15 protein-coding genes, 1 tRNA gene and 1 pseudogene are annotated in these 16,976 nt (G+C 63.9%); 12 read left to right on the plus strand and 5 right to left on the minus strand.

Annotated elements, in window-relative coordinates; genetic code table 11:
* The first annotated feature begins 8 nt into the window (after positions 1–8).
* The 4 genes from Q0030_RS27125 (at position 9) to Q0030_RS27140 (ending at position 5,023) form a co-directional block, all read left to right on the plus strand.
* Positions 9–1,373, plus strand: coding sequence for a carbohydrate porin (locus Q0030_RS27125; protein WP_298373984.1), 1,365 nt, complete (start codon positions 9–11; stop codon positions 1,371–1,373).
* Between the two features lie 121 nt (positions 1,374–1,494).
* Positions 1,495–2,814: an Hsp70 family protein gene (locus Q0030_RS27130; RefSeq protein ID WP_092121710.1), complete on the plus strand. Its 1,320-nt coding sequence runs from the start codon at positions 1,495–1,497 to the stop codon at positions 2,812–2,814.
* A 138-nt stretch (positions 2,815–2,952) separates the two neighbouring features.
* The gene (locus Q0030_RS27135) at positions 2,953–4,542 is read left to right on the plus strand and encodes an ABC-F family ATP-binding cassette domain-containing protein (RefSeq protein WP_298373995.1); all 1,590 of its coding nucleotides are present in this window, start codon (positions 2,953–2,955) and stop codon (positions 4,540–4,542) included.
* Positions 4,543–4,642: 100 nt separating this feature from the next.
* Positions 4,643–5,023: a hypothetical protein gene (locus tag Q0030_RS27140; RefSeq protein WP_298373996.1), complete on the plus strand. Its 381-nt coding sequence runs from the start codon at positions 4,643–4,645 to the stop codon at positions 5,021–5,023.
* A gap of 374 nt (positions 5,024–5,397) precedes the next feature.
* Here Q0030_RS27140 and Q0030_RS27145 read toward each other — a convergent pair whose 3' ends face one another.
* Positions 5,398–6,375 carry a LysR family transcriptional regulator gene (locus Q0030_RS27145; protein ID WP_298373999.1) on the minus strand — a complete coding sequence of 326 codons (978 nt, stop codon included), beginning with the start codon at positions 6,373–6,375 and terminating at the stop codon, positions 5,398–5,400.
* Between the two features lie 132 nt (positions 6,376–6,507).
* Here Q0030_RS27145 and Q0030_RS27150 point away from each other — a divergent pair, with 132 nt between their 5' ends.
* The 4 genes and pseudogenes from Q0030_RS27150 to Q0030_RS27165 all read left to right on the plus strand — a co-directional run.
* On the plus strand, positions 6,508–6,960 hold the full coding sequence (locus Q0030_RS27150) for a hypothetical protein (RefSeq protein WP_298374001.1): 453 nt from the start codon (positions 6,508–6,510) through the stop codon (positions 6,958–6,960).
* 183 nt (positions 6,961–7,143) lie between these two features.
* Positions 7,144–7,440: a hypothetical protein gene (locus Q0030_RS27155; RefSeq protein ID WP_298374003.1), complete on the plus strand. Its 297-nt coding sequence runs from the start codon at positions 7,144–7,146 to the stop codon at positions 7,438–7,440.
* A 52-nt stretch (positions 7,441–7,492) separates the two neighbouring features.
* Positions 7,493–8,470: a dienelactone hydrolase family protein gene (locus Q0030_RS27160; RefSeq protein ID WP_298374006.1), complete on the plus strand. Its 978-nt coding sequence runs from the start codon at positions 7,493–7,495 to the stop codon at positions 8,468–8,470.
* A 4-nt stretch (positions 8,471–8,474) separates the two neighbouring features.
* Positions 8,475–8,654 (plus strand): annotated as a pseudogene (locus tag Q0030_RS27165) (IS5/IS1182 family transposase); the annotation flags it as partial.
* Between the two features lie 329 nt (positions 8,655–8,983).
* Here the strand turns inward: Q0030_RS27165 and Q0030_RS27170 are convergent.
* A complete protein-coding gene (locus Q0030_RS27170; RefSeq protein WP_298374009.1) occupies positions 8,984–10,432 on the minus strand; it encodes an MFS transporter in 1,449 nt (482 codons plus the stop codon).
* Positions 10,433–10,683: 251 nt separating this feature from the next.
* Here Q0030_RS27170 and Q0030_RS27175 point away from each other — a divergent pair, with 251 nt between their 5' ends.
* A complete protein-coding gene (locus Q0030_RS27175) occupies positions 10,684–11,439 on the plus strand; it encodes a helix-turn-helix transcriptional regulator (RefSeq protein ID WP_298374012.1) in 756 nt (251 codons plus the stop codon).
* A gap of 255 nt (positions 11,440–11,694) precedes the next feature.
* On the opposite strand, the gene Q0030_RS27180 is transcribed toward Q0030_RS27175, so the two are convergent.
* Positions 11,695–11,784, minus strand: a tRNA-Ser gene (locus Q0030_RS27180).
* Between the two features lie 212 nt (positions 11,785–11,996).
* On the opposite strand from Q0030_RS27180, the gene Q0030_RS27185 reads away from it, so the two are divergent.
* Complete coding sequence (locus Q0030_RS27185; protein WP_298374015.1) at positions 11,997–12,860, plus strand: alpha/beta hydrolase; 864 nt, start codon at positions 11,997–11,999, stop codon at positions 12,858–12,860.
* Between the two features lie 211 nt (positions 12,861–13,071).
* Here Q0030_RS27185 and Q0030_RS27190 read toward each other — a convergent pair whose 3' ends face one another.
* On the minus strand, positions 13,072–14,229 hold the full coding sequence (locus Q0030_RS27190) for an ROK family protein (RefSeq protein ID WP_298374022.1): 1,158 nt from the start codon (positions 14,227–14,229) through the stop codon (positions 13,072–13,074).
* A 105-nt stretch (positions 14,230–14,334) separates the two neighbouring features.
* Complete coding sequence (locus tag Q0030_RS27195; protein ID WP_298374025.1) at positions 14,335–15,138, minus strand: SDR family oxidoreductase; 804 nt, start codon at positions 15,136–15,138, stop codon at positions 14,335–14,337.
* 124 nt (positions 15,139–15,262) lie between these two features.
* Between Q0030_RS27195 and Q0030_RS27200 the strand changes: the two genes are divergently transcribed.
* Both Q0030_RS27200 and rplU read left to right on the plus strand, forming a co-directional pair.
* Entirely contained in the window at positions 15,263–16,213 is a 951-nt protein-coding gene (locus Q0030_RS27200) for a GlxA family transcriptional regulator (RefSeq protein WP_298374027.1), read from the plus strand.
* Positions 16,214–16,469: 256 nt separating this feature from the next.
* Positions 16,470–16,937 carry a 50S ribosomal protein L21 gene (rplU, locus tag Q0030_RS27205; RefSeq protein ID WP_298374029.1) on the plus strand — a complete coding sequence of 156 codons (468 nt, stop codon included), beginning with the start codon at positions 16,470–16,472 and terminating at the stop codon, positions 16,935–16,937.
* The last annotated feature ends 39 nt before the right edge of the window (positions 16,938–16,976 follow it).

Here is a 16,976-nt window from a genome sequence, read left to right on the forward strand (position 1 = left end):
GCGTCGTCATGGCTGCGTCATCCGACGACCGAACAAAGCATCCGACGGCGTTCTGTCTCTGGCTGGGTCTGGCGGCGATGTTGGTCTGCGCAGGCGGTGAGGTCGCACATGCTGCCGACCTGACGGTTGCCGGCGCTACGCCCAATGCGGCGCCAGCGCCAGTTCCCTGGCTGCTCGGCGATTGGGACGGCGCACGAACCCGACTGTTGAATGCCGGCATCGATTTTCAGTTCGGCTACACCAGCGAGCTCGCCGGCAATGCAACGGGCGGTCAGCGGCAGCAGGTCGCCTACACCGATCAATGGACCTTCGGTACCACGTTCGATCTTGCGAAGCTGGGCGTCGTGCCCGGCGGCACGATCCAGGTCACATGGACCGACCGCAACGGCAGCAATCTGAGCGATGACGCGCGCCTCGGCACGCTGCAGCAGGTGCAGGAGCTGTTCGGACGCGGCCAGACGCTGCGGCTCACGCAATTCTGGTACGACCAGAAGTTCATCGACGGTCTGGTCGACTGGAAGATCGGACGCATCACCTTCGGCGAGGACTTCGCATCGTTCGCGTGCGACTTCCAGAACCTGACCTTCTGCGGCGCGCAGCCCGGCAACCTCGTCGGCAACTACATCTACAACTGGCCCGTCAGCCAATGGGCAACGAGACTGAAGTTCAACCTGCCGGGCTTCGGCTATTTTCAGTTCGGCGTCTATGACGCCAATCCCAATTACCTGAAGGTGTCGCAGTCGGCGCTTCCGGTATTGTATTCGGGATCCACCGGCCTGCTCATCCCGGCCGAAATCGCGTGGCTGCCGAAGTTCGGCAATCTGCAGGGCAGCTACAAGTTCGGCGGCTGGTACGACACCTCGACCGCCCCCGATGTGGTCACCGACATCAACGGCAACCCGGCCGTCCTCAGCGGGCAACCGCTGCTACAGAGCCGCGGACGTTACGGCGCCTATGTCAGCTTCGTTCAGCAGGTGATCCGGCCATCGCAAGCCAGTTCTGCGGGCATGCTCAGCCTGTTCTTCAATGCGACGATGGCCGACCGCCGGACGGCCACCACCGATTATCAAATCGCGGGCGGCCTGACCTATACCGGACCCTTCCAGTTGCGACCCGAGGACGATATCGGATTTGCGGTCGGCACCACGCATGTCAACAGCCGCATCGCCTGGTCGGAAGAGCTGCAGAACCTGGCCGGCCTCGGTCCTGTCGCGGTCCAGGGCAATGAGTACGTCATGGAACTCTACTACACCTACCGGCCGCTCGCCGGCCTGCAGGTGCGACCGAACATCCAGTACGTGATCGACCCCGGCGGCACCAGCAGGAACGCAAACGCGTTGGTGTTCGGCCTGAAGACGGTCGCGAATTTCTGACGCCACGCATGACACCCGTGTCACTCCGCGGATCGTGAACTTTGCGACGTCCGGAAGGGTTGGCAAATCCGGCCAAAGCCGCTAAAGCTCCGCCCCCTTTCACAGACAATCCGAGCATGACATGACGAGCGCCCCGCCCGCCGTCTCGATTGGCGTCGATTTTGGCACCAGCAACACCGTGGTCGCGCTGTCCGATGCTGACGGCCGCGTCGAGGCGATCCGCTTCGACCATGGCGGCCGCACGCATAGCGTCTATGTCTCCGCGCTGTGCTTCTGGGAGGACCGGCCGGGCGCCGGCCTGCATCCGCGCGCCGAGGGCGGCCCGTGGGCGATCGAGCAGTTCCTCGAAGGGCGCACGATCCATCGCTTCATCCAGTCGTTCAAGACCTTTGCGGCCAGCTCGGCGTTCAACACCACCCAGATCTTCCGGCAGCGCTACAAGTTCGAGGATCTGCTCGCGGCGTTCCTGCGCACGCTGACGCGCCATGCCGGCGAAGGCTTCGACCTCGGAGCGCCGACCATCATGGTCGGCCGCCCGGTCAAGTTTGCCGGCGGCAATCCCAATGACGAGCTCGCCATGCAGCGCTACCGCGCCGCATTCGAGCGGCTCGGCGCCGGTCATGCGCGCTATGTCTACGAGCCGGTCGGCGCGGCGTTCTCCTTCGCGCGCAGCCTCGATCACGATGCGACCGTGCTGGTCGCCGATTTCGGCGGCGGCACGAGCGACTTCTCCGTGATGCGCTTCTCGCGCAAGGGCGGCGTGCTGCGCGCCGAGCCGCTGGGACATTCCGGCATCGGTATCGCCGGCGACACCTTCGACTATCGCATAGTCGACCACATCGTCTCGCCACGGCTCGGCAAGGGTACCAACTACCGCTCGTTCGACAAGGTGCTGCCGATCCCCAATCACTATTATTCGAGCCTCGCGCGCTGGCATCAGCTCGCCATGATGAGAGGCAATGGCGACTTGCGCGAGTTGCAACAACTCGCGCGCACCGCGATCGATCCGGCGCCGCTGCACGACTTCATCACCATCGTCGACCACGATCTCGGCTTCGCGCTGTACCGCGCCGTATCCGACACCAAGGTCGCGCTGTCGAGCCGCGACCGTGTCGAGTTCCGCTTCGCCCGGCAAGGCATCGATATCGGCGCGACCGTGACGCGCGACGATTTCGAATCCTGGATCGCCGACGACATCGAACGGCTCGGTGCGACGGTGGACGAGGCGCTGGCCAAATCCGGCATCACCGCGCGCGACGTGGAGAAGGTGTTCCTGACCGGCGGCACCTCGTTCGTGCCGGCCGTGCAGCGGCTGTTCGCCGAGCGCTTCGGCGAAGCGCGGCTGACCTCGGCGGACCAGTTCGAATCGATCGCCTACGGCCTCGCCTTGATCGGCCACACGCCGGATCCCGACCGCTGGACCTTCGCCGAAGCGGCGTGACGGTTCGCGTCGCGCCTTGATCCCGGCCCAATACGCGGCTACATCAGTTCAATCATCAATTCGAGAGGATGCAGACAGCCATGGATTTCATCCGGACCGCAACGCCCATCAGCCTTGCCCGCCGGGATATCCATTGCCATGCCTGCATCGATCACGCTCTCCCATCTGACCCTGTCCGCGCCTGACGGCCGGGTTCTCCTTTCCAATATCGACCTCAATTTCGGACCCGAACGAACCGGCCTTGTCGGCAGGAACGGCGTCGGCAAGACGACGCTGCTCGGCCTGATCGCAGGCCCACACGCGCCGCAATCCGGCACGGTCTCGGTTCAGGGACGCGTCGCGATGCTGCATCAGTCCGTTCAGGTCAAGCCGGACGAAGGCGTCGTCGACCTGTTCGGCGCGCGGCGCGCGCTGGCTGCGTTGCGCCGCGCCGAACAGGGCCTTGCCAACGCTGAAGAGCTTGCGGATATCGACTGGACGCTCGACACGCGCATCGCGTCCGCGCTCGCGCGTGTCGGACTGAGCGATGTGCTCGACGCGCCGCTGGCGACGCTGTCCGGCGGACAGGCCACCAGGGCGCGGCTCGCCGCGCTGAGCTTCGCGCAACCGGACTTTCTGCTGCTGGACGAACCGACCAACAATCTCGACCGCGCGGGACGCCAGGCGGTGATCGACCTGCTCACCGGCTGGCGGCATGGCGCCATCATCGTCAGCCATGACCGCGAACTGCTGGAGACCATGGATGCGATCGTCGAACTGACCTCGCTGGAGGTCCGACGTTATGGCGGCAATTGGAGCCAGTACCGTGCCCGCAAGGCGATCGAGCTGTCGGCAGCACGCCACGATCTGGCCGATGCCGAGAAGCGCGTCGCCGAGATCGACCGCAAGGCACGGGAAACATCCGAACGGCAAGCCCGCAAGGACGGCGCCGGCGCGAGGAAGCGCGCCAAGGGCGATCTGCCGCGCATCGCCGCCGGGCTGCGCAAGGATCGCAGCGAGGACACCGGCGGCGAGAACGCCCGCCTCGCCGAGCGGCGGCGGACGCAAGCGCTCGAATTGGCCACCGCGGCACGCCAGCGCATCGAGGTGCTGCAACCGTTCTCGGTGCAACTGCCGTCGACGCATCTGCCCGCGAGCCGGATGGTGCTGCGGATCGAAGCCGCCGATGCGGGCTACTTCGCGGACGCGCCGATCCTGCGTGACCTCACCTTCTCCATGTCGGGTCCGGAGCGCGTCGCGATCACAGGCCCCAACGGTGCCGGCAAGACGACGCTGCTCAAGCTTATCAGCGGCGATCTGACCGCGGTGCGCGGCAGCGTCGAGGTGATGACCCGCTTTGCGATGTTCGATCAGGCGGTCAGCCTGCTCGATGCGTCAGTCTCCATCCTGGACAATTTCCGTCGCATCAATCCGGATGCCGGCGAGAATGCCTGCCGAGCCGCATTGGCGCGTTTCATGTTTCGCGCCGATGCTGCCCTGCAGATCGTCGGGAGCCTCAGCGGCGGCCAATTGCTTCGGGCCGGCCTCGCCTGCGTGCTGGGCGGCGTGATGCCACCGCCGCTCCTGATCCTCGACGAGCCGACCAATCACCTCGACATCGAATCCATGGAAGCGGTCGAGGCCGGACTACGCGCTTATGACGGCGCGCTGCTGGTGGTGAGCCACGATGAGACCTTCCTCGAGGCGATCGCGATCACCCGCAGGTTGGATCTCGCTGAGTGGAAGTGAACAGCCGAGCACGCATCGCCTTGGGGCAGGTTGTAGGCGCGGTGCTCGGCTGTCAGGCCGCGCGGCGGTGCGGCCATTCCGCCGGCTTTCGCTCACCCCCATGAGCGAGGCCGTCGGAGCTGAATCTCGCCTGTTGCTAAATCCGCGCCGTCGAATGGAGCGCGTTTCTCCAGAGGGCAAATGCGACGAAGCCTGCCAGCAACAAAAAGCCGCCGCCGACCGCGATCAAGAAATGCGCGAACGTCATCTTGGAACATCCCAATTGAGAAGCTTCATGCGGCGCGAGATGCACCGCAATCTGGCAATCAAATGCACTTCAAAAATTGATTTGCCCCGCCGGCCGCCGCCGGACAGCCCGAAAGGTGGCTGGCACTGCGCTCTGCCCACCCTTCGATTCCAGGGAGGTCGTCAAGCCACTCGGCTGTTGCCTCCCATCGTGCGGTTCGTCACACCGCTCAACTGTCACGAGGATAATCGATAAAACTTTATCGACAATCGAAACGGAAAATTAAGGTTACCGACGCGCGGCCGGTGGTGAGCCACGATGAGACCTTTCGCGAGGCGATCGCGATCACCCGCAGGTTCGAGCTCGGTGCCAATACGCGGTGACAATAGATGGGGTTGTCGGGGTCATCCTTTGGCAAGGGTCGATCGCGCCCGGCGCGCCGCGGCTCCCACCAAAATATCGAAAACAACCCCATGCAAAGTAGCCAGAGGCCACCGCTTCAGCCTGCGGAGGCCGTTCGATCCGGCGTCCAGGATATCAATCGCGCAGCGGCCCTTCTGGTGCCTGTCGAGAACCTGGAACAGAACTGGGATAGGCTGATGGATGCGGAAGCGCTGATCAAGGGAGGTTCACGCCTTCGCCAGGGCCACCCGCGGCAGAGAGCTGGATTTCGTCGCCGTGTCGGCATGGAGCACCGTGAGTTCGCCAGGATCGAAGTCGGCGAAGGCCTCTCGCACAAAGCGCAAGAATGCCGCCACGCGCGGAATGCCGATGCTGCCGCGACGGTATAGCAGGTGGATGCCGAAGCTCGGCGGGCAAGACCATCCCGGCAGTAGTCGCATGAGACGGCCCGACGTCAGGAAGGCCGGATCGAAGCAGGCCATGTAGATGATGCCAACGCCAGCACAGGCCGCGACGATCAAGCCTTCGCGATCCGGTGTGACGAACGAAGGACGCACCCGTATCGTCTCGAGCCTCCCCTTGCGCTCGAATTTCCAATGGTCGAAGGGACCAGTCGACCAAGCTGGACGAAACAGCAGGCAGCGATGGTTGACGAGATCGGCAGGGTGCACCGGCGCACCAAAACGACGTACGTAGTCCGGCGAGGCATACGCTGCCGGCTTGCCTTGACCTAGCCGTTGCGCCACGAGCCGCGACGGAGGAGGTTCGCCGACGTACAGCAGAACGTCGAGGTTCTCAGACTGCATGTCGCGAGGGTCCTGCGTCAGACGCGTTTCGACGAGCAACTCGGGGTGCCGATCATTCAGACTGGCCAGCCTCGGCATCAGGACATAGCGGCTGAGCGGCGCCTGCACGCCCACTCGCACGATACCGCTGACCCGCCCATGCCTGTTCGTGAAGCCATCGGTTAGTTCGGCAATGCGCGCAACGATGTCCACGGCCCGGCGATAGACGTCGGCCCCTTCCTGAGTGAGCTTGAGCTGGCGCGTCGTCCGGTTGAATAAAGGGACCTTGAGCTCGCGCTCCAGTTCAGCAATGCCGCGGCTGACCGCCGACGGCGTCAAGTCCATGATCCGCGCCGCCGCAGCGAAGCTGCCGCTGTCGGCCGCGCTGATCAGCATTTCAAGGCGATGACCGCGATTCAAGACGAAATCCCCCGTGCCGGGCGCTATTCCTATTCGTGATATTAACTCACGACTGAAATTCGGCCAAGCTGCTCGACGCGGCCGGCCTCCGTGCCTACGCTGCGTCCAGAATTTGCTTGTCGGGGAAGCGTGATGAGGAAGCCTGCGTTTGCTGCGATCGCCGCATTGGTCGGCACGATGGTGACGTCGGCCAGCTTTGCTCAGACCACTGCAATGTGTGCGGGCCTGGCCGGCGCAGCGTCTTGGGCGGAAGACCGCGAAGCGGTGACGGCTGCACCAAAGAATCACAGGGTGATCTACGAAACGGCAGACCTGCGCGTGCTGGAGGTGACTGTTCTTCCGGGCGAGCGCGAAGCCTCGCATCATCATCGCTGGCCCAGCGTGATGGTGGTGGATTCGCGTCCTCCCTACGTCAACTACGACAAGGATGGCAAGGTATTCCAGTCGGTCGTGCAGGGGCAGCAATCAGTCGAACTCCCGCTGATGGTCCGGCTGCCGGCTCAAGCCGAGCACGCGATCGAGAACACCGGCAACAAGCCCTTTCACGCCATCCGCATCGAATACAAGCGGCTTTGCGAGCAGTGATGCGTGCCTGGCTCTCGCGGACTTATTCTGCGGGTGTAGGGCTCGTAACCGCTTGAGGCTGCCTCGAAGCGTCGGGCGAAAAGTATTCCGGCCGTCTGCTATCGAGAGCAGGGGCCGGCGGCGTCACCATAGCAACCGCATTTCCACGCTGATTGTGCCAGGATCCGCTGCGAGAGACCTCACATGACCGAAGCCAGAGCAAATTCTCACCCCTGCCCGCGCAAAGTGTCGCGTACCGTGCTCGGATACGTGCTGTTCGCCACAGCGTTCCTCGCTGTTGGCTTGTACATACTTTTCATTTCCGGCCCCGCGATGCATGCAGCGGCGAGAGAGCGCCTCGCGCAGACCATCGCGGAGGAGGATCGCAGCTTCTGCGAGCAATTCGGTGCACGGTCCGGATCAGCCGGGTTCGCGCGTGCCGCCGAGAACTGGCAATGGTTCGGCAACGTCAGGCCGAGCGCGACAACGCCGCAGCTCTAGGTCTTTAAGGGTTCATCTCAAAATCAGGGCCGATCGGACACGGGAGAGGGATGTGATCAAGCAATCTGCGATAGCGCTTGCTTTTCTTGTGGCAATTGTCGGGTCGGCCGCGGCCCAAGTGGCGCGCCTGGAGGTCTACCCCATTGCGTCGGTAACGCTCGCTGATTCCGAATTCCTGGCGGGGCGCAGCAACGGCCAATCGGTGACGATTGCGGGCGAGCTGCGGATCCCGAAGGCTGGCGCTGACAGGTTGCCCGCCGTTATTCTGCTCCATGGCGCGGGAGGTATGGGCGGCGTGGGAGGCTCGATCGACGAGTGGTCGAGAGCCCTCAACCAACTCGGTATCGCGACATTTGCCATCGACAGCTTTTCGGCACGGGGAATCGTTTCAACCGTAGCCGATCAGGCGCGGCTTGGTCGTCTGAACATGGTTGCCGATGCCTATCGGGCCCTCGACCTGTTGGCCAAGCATCCGCGAATCGACCCGAATCGCATAGCGGTGATGGGCTTCTCCAGGGGTGGACAATCGGCATTGTACTCGGCCATGAACCGACTGTATGGGACGCTGGGTCCGGCCAACAACCTGCGCTTCGCGGCGCACATCGCCTTCTATCCCGATTGCACGACGACGTACCGGGGTGACACCGACGTCAGCGACAAGCCTATCCGCATCCTCCATGGCAGCTCGGACAACTACAATCCCGTGGCACCCTGCCGCGCCTATGTTGAGCGACTGACCGGCGCGCACAAGGACGTCAAGCTGATCGAGTTTCCCGACGCCTATCACGTCTTCGACGCCCCGTCTCTCCGGACCCCGCTGACGTTGAAGGGAGCCGCGACGACGCGGCGTTGCCAACTTGTAGAAGCGGACGATCATCAGATCCTCAACCACGAGACGCAGAAACCCTTTAGCTACGCCGATGCCTGCGTCGAAAGGGATCCGACGCTCGCCTACAACGAAGCTGCGAGCAATCAGGCTCACCTATTCGTTCGAGATTTCCTGTCGGAGGTTTTCCAGCTTCAGCCGTAGGAGCCCGCCGAAAGGCAATCGCCGCAATCCGATCTGCTTCAGCCCGAATCTTTACCGCGCTCGCGATCGGGTTGAGCGGTCCTTCAACGGGATCAAACAGTACCGTCGGGTGGCGACACGCTACGACAGGTTCGCCGCCAACTACCTTGCCTTCGTTCAACTTGCGTCAGTCGGGCTATGGCTGCGTCTTAGCTTGCCTGTCGCTGCCCCCTGGCCCTCCCCCTCTAACCCAGCCCAGGTACTTCTCCGCTGCAGACGGGACTTTGCAGGGGGCCGGCGACCAGCGCAGCGCGGCCTAGCTCGCCGCAATCCCAGGCCTGCGAAAACTGATTCCAAGGAATCAGCCTGGCAAAAGCCGGGCATATTTTTGAAGGATTCGCGCGTCCGCGAACAGTTCAATGACGGCAAGTTGACCGGGCCACGCGACCCACGGGGTCTCCACCGCGGTTCTCCACCGTCCGAATCCGGTGGCCCGAGCAACGCCCGGTCTATTGGGTTTTTCGCACGCCGCGATCACGTGGCGGAGAGGGAGTCAGTCAATCCCTGTTGAGGTCCCTCCTTTGCTCGGCCCTGCCAGATCGCGACCGCACCTGCGAGCAAGACAGCGGCCGATATCACGAGCGAGGCATGCGCGCCTGCCATGAACGCGTTGTTCGCTGCGACCAGCGAGCCGAACAGGGCAACGCCAAGCACGCTGCCGGTCTGCCGCGTCGCGTTCAATACACCGGCGGCGATGCCGGATCGCGATTTCTCGACACTGCCGAGCAACGTCGAGGTCAAGGACGGCACGAGCAGGCCGAGGCCCCCGCCGAGCACCATCAGCTGAGCGCAGATCGCCCCGTAGCTCGTGCCTGAGGCCATCGGCAGCAGCGCAACGCAGCCCGCGGCAGTGATCACACAAGCGAGCGCAATGGTTTGCGGCGCACCGAGGCGCTCGCTGACCGACGCGGCGATCAGGTTGGCGGGGAGCACCATGGCCATCATGGGTACGAAGGCGAGGCCCGTTGCGAACGGCGACCAGCCATTGACGTTCTGGAAGTAGAGACTGAGCACGAAGATCAGGCCGTAGAAGGCGATGTTGAAGAGGAGCCCGACCAGAGCGGTCAGCGCGAACATGCGATGGCGGAACAGCGACAGCGGCAGCATCGGTTGTGGCGCGCGCGCCTCGCGCCATACGAACAGGAGTCCGATCACGGCCGCCCCCGAGAAGCCCATGATGACGAACGGATGGCTCCAGCCGAGCGCACCGCCTTCGATCAGGGCGCCGGCCAGCGTGCCGAGGGTTGCAATCGCCGCGATCTGTCCCGGCAGATCGATCTCGCGCTGCGCGAGCCGCGGCGTCTCCTCGGCATAACGCCAGGCGAGCCAGAGGCCGGCGGCGCCGATCGGCAGGTTGACAAGAAAGATCGCGCGCCAGCCGACCAGCGCGATCAACGCACCGCCGACGAATGGCCCCGAAGTCAGTGCGACGCTCGCACCTGCAGCCCAGAAGCCGACCGCGCGGCCGCGCGCCTTCGGATCGGTATAGGCGTGATTGAGCAGCGTCAGCGAGTTCGGCACCAGGATCGCCGCCGCCAGGCCCTGCACGGAGCGAGCAGCGATCAGGAACATCGCCGACGGAGCCAATGCGCAGGCGAGCGAAGCCAACGTGAAGATTGCAAAGCCCCCGATGAATACTCGCTTGGCGCCAACGCGATCACCGAGCGCACCAGCGGTCAAAATGAAGGCAGCGAATGCAATGGTATAGGCGGTCACCACCCATTGCAGCTCGGCTACGCTGCCGCCGAGCGAGGTGCTGATGCTGCTCAGCGCGGTATTGACGATGGTGATGTCCAACTGCACCACGCCGAGGCCGAGGCTCGTGGCGGCAAGCGCCAGCGCCGCCGCGAGAGGCGAACGGGATGACGTGTTGTCGGAGCCGGCTTGTTCCGGCTGCCTTGTGTTGAGCGAAGTTGTTTGCATTGATCACACTCGGTTGTCCGTGAGATTTTGATGGCTCAGACCAGCCCGTTTTTCGATTGTCATTCGAAGCCAATCGAATACTTGGAGCCGCGAGACGATCTTTCGTCCCGTCGCGGCGATGCCTTTCGCTTGGGCTCAGTGGCGTCCAGACAACCTATGTCTCGCGACTGCATCGGTCTTGCAGAAACACTACGGTCTTGGCCGAAGTATTCGTGCTTGGCGCTGCGTCCTCATCGGCGTAGGAGAAAGACATGGACACGGGACCCAAAATCGCCCAGGTCGCGGCACTCATCGGCGATCCGGCGCGCGCCAACATGCTCAGTGCGCTGATGGATGGTCGAACATTGACCGCCTCGGAGCTTGCCTATGTGTCTGGCGTGGCACCGCAGACAGCGAGCGGCCATCTTGCGAAACTCAGCGACGCCGGATTGCTTGCGCTCGCAAGGCAGGGCCGACGGCGATATTTTCGCTTGGCCTCTCCGCACGTCGCGCGCGTGCTGGAAGGTCTCATGGTGGTGGCGCAGGACGGCCCCGCCCGGCAGCGCAATCTCTGGCGCGGCGGAGAGACGCTCCGACACGCGCGGACGTGCTATGACCACATGGCCGGCCGCATCGCCGTCGCAATCGCCGACCGGCTGGTCCAACAGTCGTTCATTCTGCTCGACGAGGATGGCGGACAACTGACCGATGCTGGTCGGTCATTCTTCGATGAGTTCGGCGTTGATCTTCGCCTCGCCTCCAAGCGCCGAGTGTTCTGTCGCCCCTGTCTCGACTGGAGCGAGCGCCGGCCGCATCTGGCCGGGGCGCTCGGCGCTGCCATCCTTCACCACGCTCTCGAGCACGATTGGGTTGAGCATGTCCGGGATAGCCGCGCGCTCGTCGTGACGCCTGCTGGTGTTAGTGGACTTGCCACGACGTTCGGCATCGAGGGCGCCCTCTCGAGGGACGGCAGCGAAGGGCAGGTTGCATCACTGTCCAGAGGCCGGGTAGCGGTTTTCTCGGGTTGAGTCAGCGCCCCCGGACGGACGTAGCAGTGCGATCAGTCGCTTCGACCGCAAGTACTGTCCATATTTGACCTCAAAAATTGCGGGATTAGCCTTGCCGGCGTGCGCCCGGACCGCCGTCGGCAGGCGTGACCGCGTCTGTCCATCGCGCGCGCATTGCGGTGAAAAGCACGGTCGATCGGCGAACTCATCTGCTCACAAGCAAATAAAGGCACCCGCGAAATCGATCGGAGACACCCTTCGCCCTGGTTGAAAGGGTGGCGGAGAGGGGGGGATTCGAACCCCCGATAGGCTTGCACCTATGCCGCATTTCGAGTGCGGTACAATCAACCACTCTGCCACCTCTCCAGCGGCCCAGGTGATTTGCACCACCCGCGGTCGGGCGTGTTCTAGGCGAGGATGGCGGGACAGACAAGGCGCTGCAATAATATTTCCGTCGCCGCCGCCTCGCCCCGGCGAGGCACCGGGGTGGCGCAAGAAAGTGCGCGGAAACAAAGCGCTAGCGGGACGGTTCTGGTCCGATCGGGGCGCGGGCGAAGCAAAAGCAGCAGGAGCGGCCCATGGAGCATGTGACGATTCGAGCCAATGGCGCGGCGTTCCACGTCGCGCGGACCGGGAGCGGCAGGCCGCTGCTGCTGTTGCACGGCTGGCCGGAGTTCTGGCTGACCTGGAAGCCTGTGATGGCGCGCCTCGCCGACCGCTACACCCTGATCGCGCCCGATCTGCGCGGCTTCGGCGATAGCGACAAGCCGCAAGGCTCATTCGGCCCCGATCAGCATACCGACGACATGCTGGCGCTGCTGGACGCACTTGGTATCGGCAAGGCCGGCGTGGTCGGCCACGACGTCGGCGGCGCCGTGATGCAGCCGCTCGCCCGCAAGGCGCCCGAACGCATCGCCGGGCTGTTCTTCTTCGATTTCGTCTATCCCGGCATCGGGGCGCGGATGGCCGCGCCGGACCGGCTGAACCACATCTGGTACCAGTCGTTCCACCAGATGGAGATGGCGCCCGCGCTGGTCGGCGCTAACAGAGAGACCTGTCGCACCTATATCGGCCATTTCCTGCACAACTGGACGCATCGCAAGGCCGCGTTCGACGATGTGATCGAGGACTTCGCCGACAACTTCTTCAAGCCCGGCAACCTCGCCGGCGGCTTCGCGCATTATCGCGCGTCCCATGCGGGGCGCGTGAAGATGATGCAGGGCGAGGCGCCCGCGCTGCCGCCGATCGCGGTACCGACCTGCATCCGCTGGGCCGAGCACGACCCGCTGTTTCCCTATGCCTGGACCGACCGGCTGGGCGAGACCTTCTCCAATCTGGACCTGAAGATGTTCCCCGGTGTCGGGCATTTCCCGCATCGCGAGGATCCCGATCGCGCGGCCGCCGAGATCGCCGGCTTCTTCGGGCGGATCAATTGGAGGTAGAAAGTGGTGGGACCGCCAGGACGCGACAAAAACTGGCGGTCCCGCGCCGCTTTTCAGTATTGCTGGCCGGGAAGTGCGGCTTCGCCGGTCGGCGGGAGCGACACGGCCCACGGTAGCGGCCAGCGCCTAAACGGCAACGCGAACCCGATCTTAACCTAACCGATCAACCTTACCGTGCGATCGGCTGCGCCCAAGAATCTCAAGCATCGTCTCAGGCATCGGCCTTCTTTGCTTTTTTGGCCTTTTTCTCGTTCTTTGCGTCCTCGTCGTCCTTGTCCTTTTTTTCCGCCTTCTTGTCGTCCTTGCCGTTGTCCTTCTTGCGATTGGTGTAGCGGGCATTGCCGAGCCCGGTTCCGATCGTCAGCACGCCCCAGCGCGCGACATCCTGCATGAACGGCACCTCGGCCAGTCCCTGCGCCACGCCGTCATTGTGCATCACGATCGCGGTGTCATGATCGCCGATCTGCGGGATCGCCTCGACCAGGCTCGCCGGCAAGTTGAATTTGCTGCTCTCCCAATTGCCCGGCAAATTCTGTGCGCCCTTCTCGATCGAGCCGTCCTCGTTGATGACGCCGGGACAGGAGATGCCGATGAACGGCGCGAGCTTGAGGTTCTCCTTCTCGGCGGCGGCGATCAGATCCTTCAGCATCTTCACCAGCCGCTTCACCGCGCCTTCGCGCGTCGGCTCGTCATCGGCGTGGCGCCACAACTCCGATTTCCAGACCGCCGCCTTGGAGAGATCGGGCGCCTTCTTCCAGCGCGTCTCGACGACGCCGCAGCGGATATTGGTGCCGCCGATATCGACGGCGAGCACGCCGTCATGGGCCTCGAAAATCCACGACGGCGCCAGATGCAGCGTGCCGATCAGCCCGGCATCATCGGGATGAAAGCGGATCGGCACCATGTCGACCTTGAAATCATCCGACTTCAGGATGATGTCGGTTCGCGCGATGGCGAGTTCGCCGAGCCTGGAGTCGCGGAAGCCGCCGCCGACCACGATGCGCTCGGTCTTGGCCCAGGCCTTGGCGCCGAGGAAGCGCCGCGTCACATAGGCGAGCTCCTGGGCAAACTCCTCGATCGCACTGTGCACGACCGCGGAGGCCTCGGTGTCGTCGCCGACCAGCAACTCATCGAGCTTCTTCTTGCTGATCTTGTCCGACGGCTCGTCGCCGAACGGATCCTCGTCCGACTTGCGCAGCGGCTTGCGCCAGCGATCGAGGATCTTGCGGAATGCGCCCTTGGAGGCGCGATCGCCGAGAAAACCCTCGTCGTCCTTCAGCTCGATATTGAAGCTGTCGATGTCGACGGATGGCAGCCGCGCGGCACCGTGGTGCGCGATGCCTGTGGTCAATCCAGTGTCGTCGGCCATTCGCCCTGCCCGCTTGAGGTTCCCAGCACTAACGACGGGGAACTCAAATGGTTGCGTCCCGCGCTCTGCCGCTCGGCCTGCGCGGGACGCCGTTTCGCAAAGGTCTCAGGCGGCCTTCACCCCGTAACGCGCCGCGGGCGTGCTGCGCGACAGGTTCGGCATCAGCTTCTGGCGGGCCACCTCATAGGCCTGCCAATCCGCGGCATCCGGCAGCGACGGCACGGTGAAGACCTCGCCCTGGTCGAGGCCGGCCAGCGCAGCGTTCACCATGTCCTCCGCCTTCATCACGATCTCGCCGGGCAGATGCTCGACCGGCGTACCGGCGATGTCCCAGAACTCGGTGGCCGTGGCCCCCGGCAGCACGGCCTGAACGCGAATGTTCTTGTCCTTCAGCTCGTGCTGCAGCGAGTGGGTCAGCGCGAGCACGAAGGCCTTGCTGCCGCCGTAGACGCCGTTGAGCAGTTCCGGCTGAACGCCGACGACCGAGGCGATATTGATGATGGTGCCGCCGCCGCGCGCGACGAATCCCGGCACCGCCGCATAGGTCAGCCGCATCAGCGCGTCGACATTGAGCGCGATCATGTCGCTCATCTTGTCGACATCGGATGCGAGCAGCGGCGCTGTGGCACCGACGCCGGCGTTGTTCACGAGCACGCTGATGCCTTCGTTGCTGCGCAGAATGGATTCGATCCGTGCGACATCGCCGCGCTTGGCTAGGTCGGCGGCGACGATCTCGATCGATCGGCCTGTCTCCGTCGAGAGACGCTTGGCGAGCCCATCGAGGCGCTCACGGTTGCGTGCAACGAGGATCAGATCGTAGCCACGCCGTGCGAGCCGGTCCGCATAGATGGCACCGATTCCGGACGACGCACCGGTAACGAGCGCCGTGCCTTTGGCTGACTTGGTCATGTTGGTCTCCTGTTTGACCTGAACGGCCGGACTTGGCCGTTGCTCAGGTTCTACAGGCCCCCTTGAATGTCTCAAATGTCATATATACACCTTTTTAGGACACAGATTGCCGCTGGAGGGTCCCATGCAGGAGATCGGCTTCGTCGTCTTCCCGGAGTTCCAGGTGATGGGCTTCACCGCCATCACCGCCTTCGAGGTCGCCAATTTGATCGCAGGCGCGCCCTTCTATGAGGTCACGCTGCTGTCGGAGAACGGCGGCCCGGTGCGGTCCTCCGCCGGCTTCAATGTCGAAACCGAAGCCTTTGGCGAGCGCAGCTTCGACACGGTGTTCATCGGCGCCGGTCACGAGCTTCATCCGGCATCGGCGAAGCTGATCGACTATATGCGACGCGCCATGACGACATCGCAGCGCATCGCTGCGCCCTGTATCGGCGCCTTCTCACTGGCTGAAGCCGGCCTGCTCGACGGCCGGCGCGTCTCTACGCACTGGCAATTCGCCCCGGAATTGCAGGCGCGATTTCCCGGACTCAAGGTCGAGCAGGACCGCATCTACATCGTCGACGGGCCGATCTGGACCTCGGCCGGCATGACCGCCACGATCGATCTGGCGCTGGCGATGATCGAGCATGATTTGGGCGTCGAGGTCGCCCGTTCGGTGGCCCGCAAGCTTGTCGTCTATCATCGCCGCACCGGCGGACAGTCGCAGTTTTCAGCTCTCCTTGAGCTCGACCCGAAATCCGACCGCATCCAGAACGCCCTCCACTACGCCAAGGCGCATCTGCGCAACGAGCTCTCGGTCGAGGAATTGGCAGAGGTGGCACGGCTCAGTCCGCGCCAGTTCAGCCGCGCCTTCCGCGCCGAGACCGGCCAGTCGCCCGCCAAGGCGATCGAGCAGCTCCGGGTCGAGGCTGCCAGAGAATTGATCGGCGATGGCCGCCATTCGATGGACGAAATTGCTGGTGAGACCGGCTTTGCCGATCGCGAACGGATGCGGCGGGCATTCTTGCGGGTGCTGGGTCAGCCGCCCCAGACCATCCGCCGGCACGCGCGGGCTGCGGCCAAGATTGCGGCCTGAGCGTCCAATGCGGGCCAAAATCACGCCAAACCCTTCATTTTTGGCCGGTTTTTGCCCTGCTTTACCTTGACTCCCTGCGGTTTGCGGCTATAAGTCCGCCCATCCGGCGCGGGGATTTCTCGCGCCGATCGTTTTTGTGCGATCCAGTTTGGGAATTCATTCCCTTCGCGCGAAACACATAACCCATAGCGACTGAACAAAAAGCCGACCCGGGCTAACCGTCCGAGGCCGGAACCGAACACGAAGGAATCAAACGATGTTCGCAGTCATCAAAACCGGCGGCCGGCAGTACCGTGTCGTTCCGAATGATGTACTCGAGATTGGCAAGATCGCCGGCGATGTCGGCACGATCGTGCAGCTAGGCGAAGTTCTGGTGCTCGGCGGTGACACGCCGGTGCTGGGAACGCCCACCGTGGCAGGCGCCACCGTTGCGGCCGAAGTGCTGCAGCACAAGCGCGGCGCCAAGGTGATCGCGTTCAAGAAGCGTCGCCGCAAGAATTCACGCCGCAAGCGCGGCTATCGCGACGAGCTCACGGTGCTTCGCATCACCGAGATCCTCGCCGATAACGCCAAGCCGACCGTCGGCCCGCGGCCGAAGAAGGAAAAGGTCGCAGCGCCCGCTGATGGCGAGGACGCAGCACCGAAGGCGGCCAAGAAGAAGGCGCCCACAAAGGCGCCGGCCGCGAAAAAGGCTCCGGCCAAGAAGGCCGCGACCAAGGCTTAAGAAGAAGTGATCGTCGCGCATTCAGATTTGAAGCGTGAC

This window comes from uncultured Bradyrhizobium sp., assembly GCF_947648125.1.
Classification (GTDB): domain Bacteria; phylum Pseudomonadota; class Alphaproteobacteria; order Rhizobiales; family Xanthobacteraceae; genus Bradyrhizobium.

What these genes read in the sequence shown, in the direction of transcription:
- Q0030_RS27175 (WP_298374012.1), top strand. Translation starts at nt 10,684, where the DNA reads ATGGACACGGGACCCAAAATCGCCCAGGTCGCGGCACTCATCGGCGAT.
- Q0030_RS27135 (WP_298373995.1), top strand. Translation starts at nt 2,953, where the DNA reads ATGCCTGCATCGATCACGCTCTCCCATCTGACCCTGTCCGCGCCTGAC.
- Q0030_RS27190 (WP_298374022.1), bottom strand. Translation starts at nt 14,229, where the DNA reads ATGGCCGACGACACTGGATTGACCACAGGCATCGCGCACCACGGTGCC.
- Q0030_RS27170 (WP_298374009.1), bottom strand. Translation starts at nt 10,432, where the DNA reads ATGCAAACAACTTCGCTCAACACAAGGCAGCCGGAACAAGCCGGCTCC.
- Q0030_RS27185 (WP_298374015.1), top strand. Translation starts at nt 11,997, where the DNA reads ATGGAGCATGTGACGATTCGAGCCAATGGCGCGGCGTTCCACGTCGCG.
- Q0030_RS27130 (WP_092121710.1), top strand. Translation starts at nt 1,495, where the DNA reads ATGACGAGCGCCCCGCCCGCCGTCTCGATTGGCGTCGATTTTGGCACC.
- rplU (WP_298374029.1), top strand. Translation starts at nt 16,470, where the DNA reads ATGTTCGCAGTCATCAAAACCGGCGGCCGGCAGTACCGTGTCGTTCCG.
- Q0030_RS27195 (WP_298374025.1), bottom strand. Translation starts at nt 15,138, where the DNA reads ATGACCAAGTCAGCCAAAGGCACGGCGCTCGTTACCGGTGCGTCGTCC.
- Q0030_RS27200 (WP_298374027.1), top strand. Translation starts at nt 15,263, where the DNA reads ATGCAGGAGATCGGCTTCGTCGTCTTCCCGGAGTTCCAGGTGATGGGC.
- Q0030_RS27150 (WP_298374001.1), top strand. Translation starts at nt 6,508, where the DNA reads ATGAGGAAGCCTGCGTTTGCTGCGATCGCCGCATTGGTCGGCACGATG.
- Q0030_RS27125 (WP_298373984.1), top strand. Translation starts at nt 9, where the DNA reads ATGGCTGCGTCATCCGACGACCGAACAAAGCATCCGACGGCGTTCTGT.
- Q0030_RS27155 (WP_298374003.1), top strand. Translation starts at nt 7,144, where the DNA reads ATGACCGAAGCCAGAGCAAATTCTCACCCCTGCCCGCGCAAAGTGTCG.
- Q0030_RS27140 (WP_298373996.1), top strand. Translation starts at nt 4,643, where the DNA reads ATGAGCGAGGCCGTCGGAGCTGAATCTCGCCTGTTGCTAAATCCGCGC.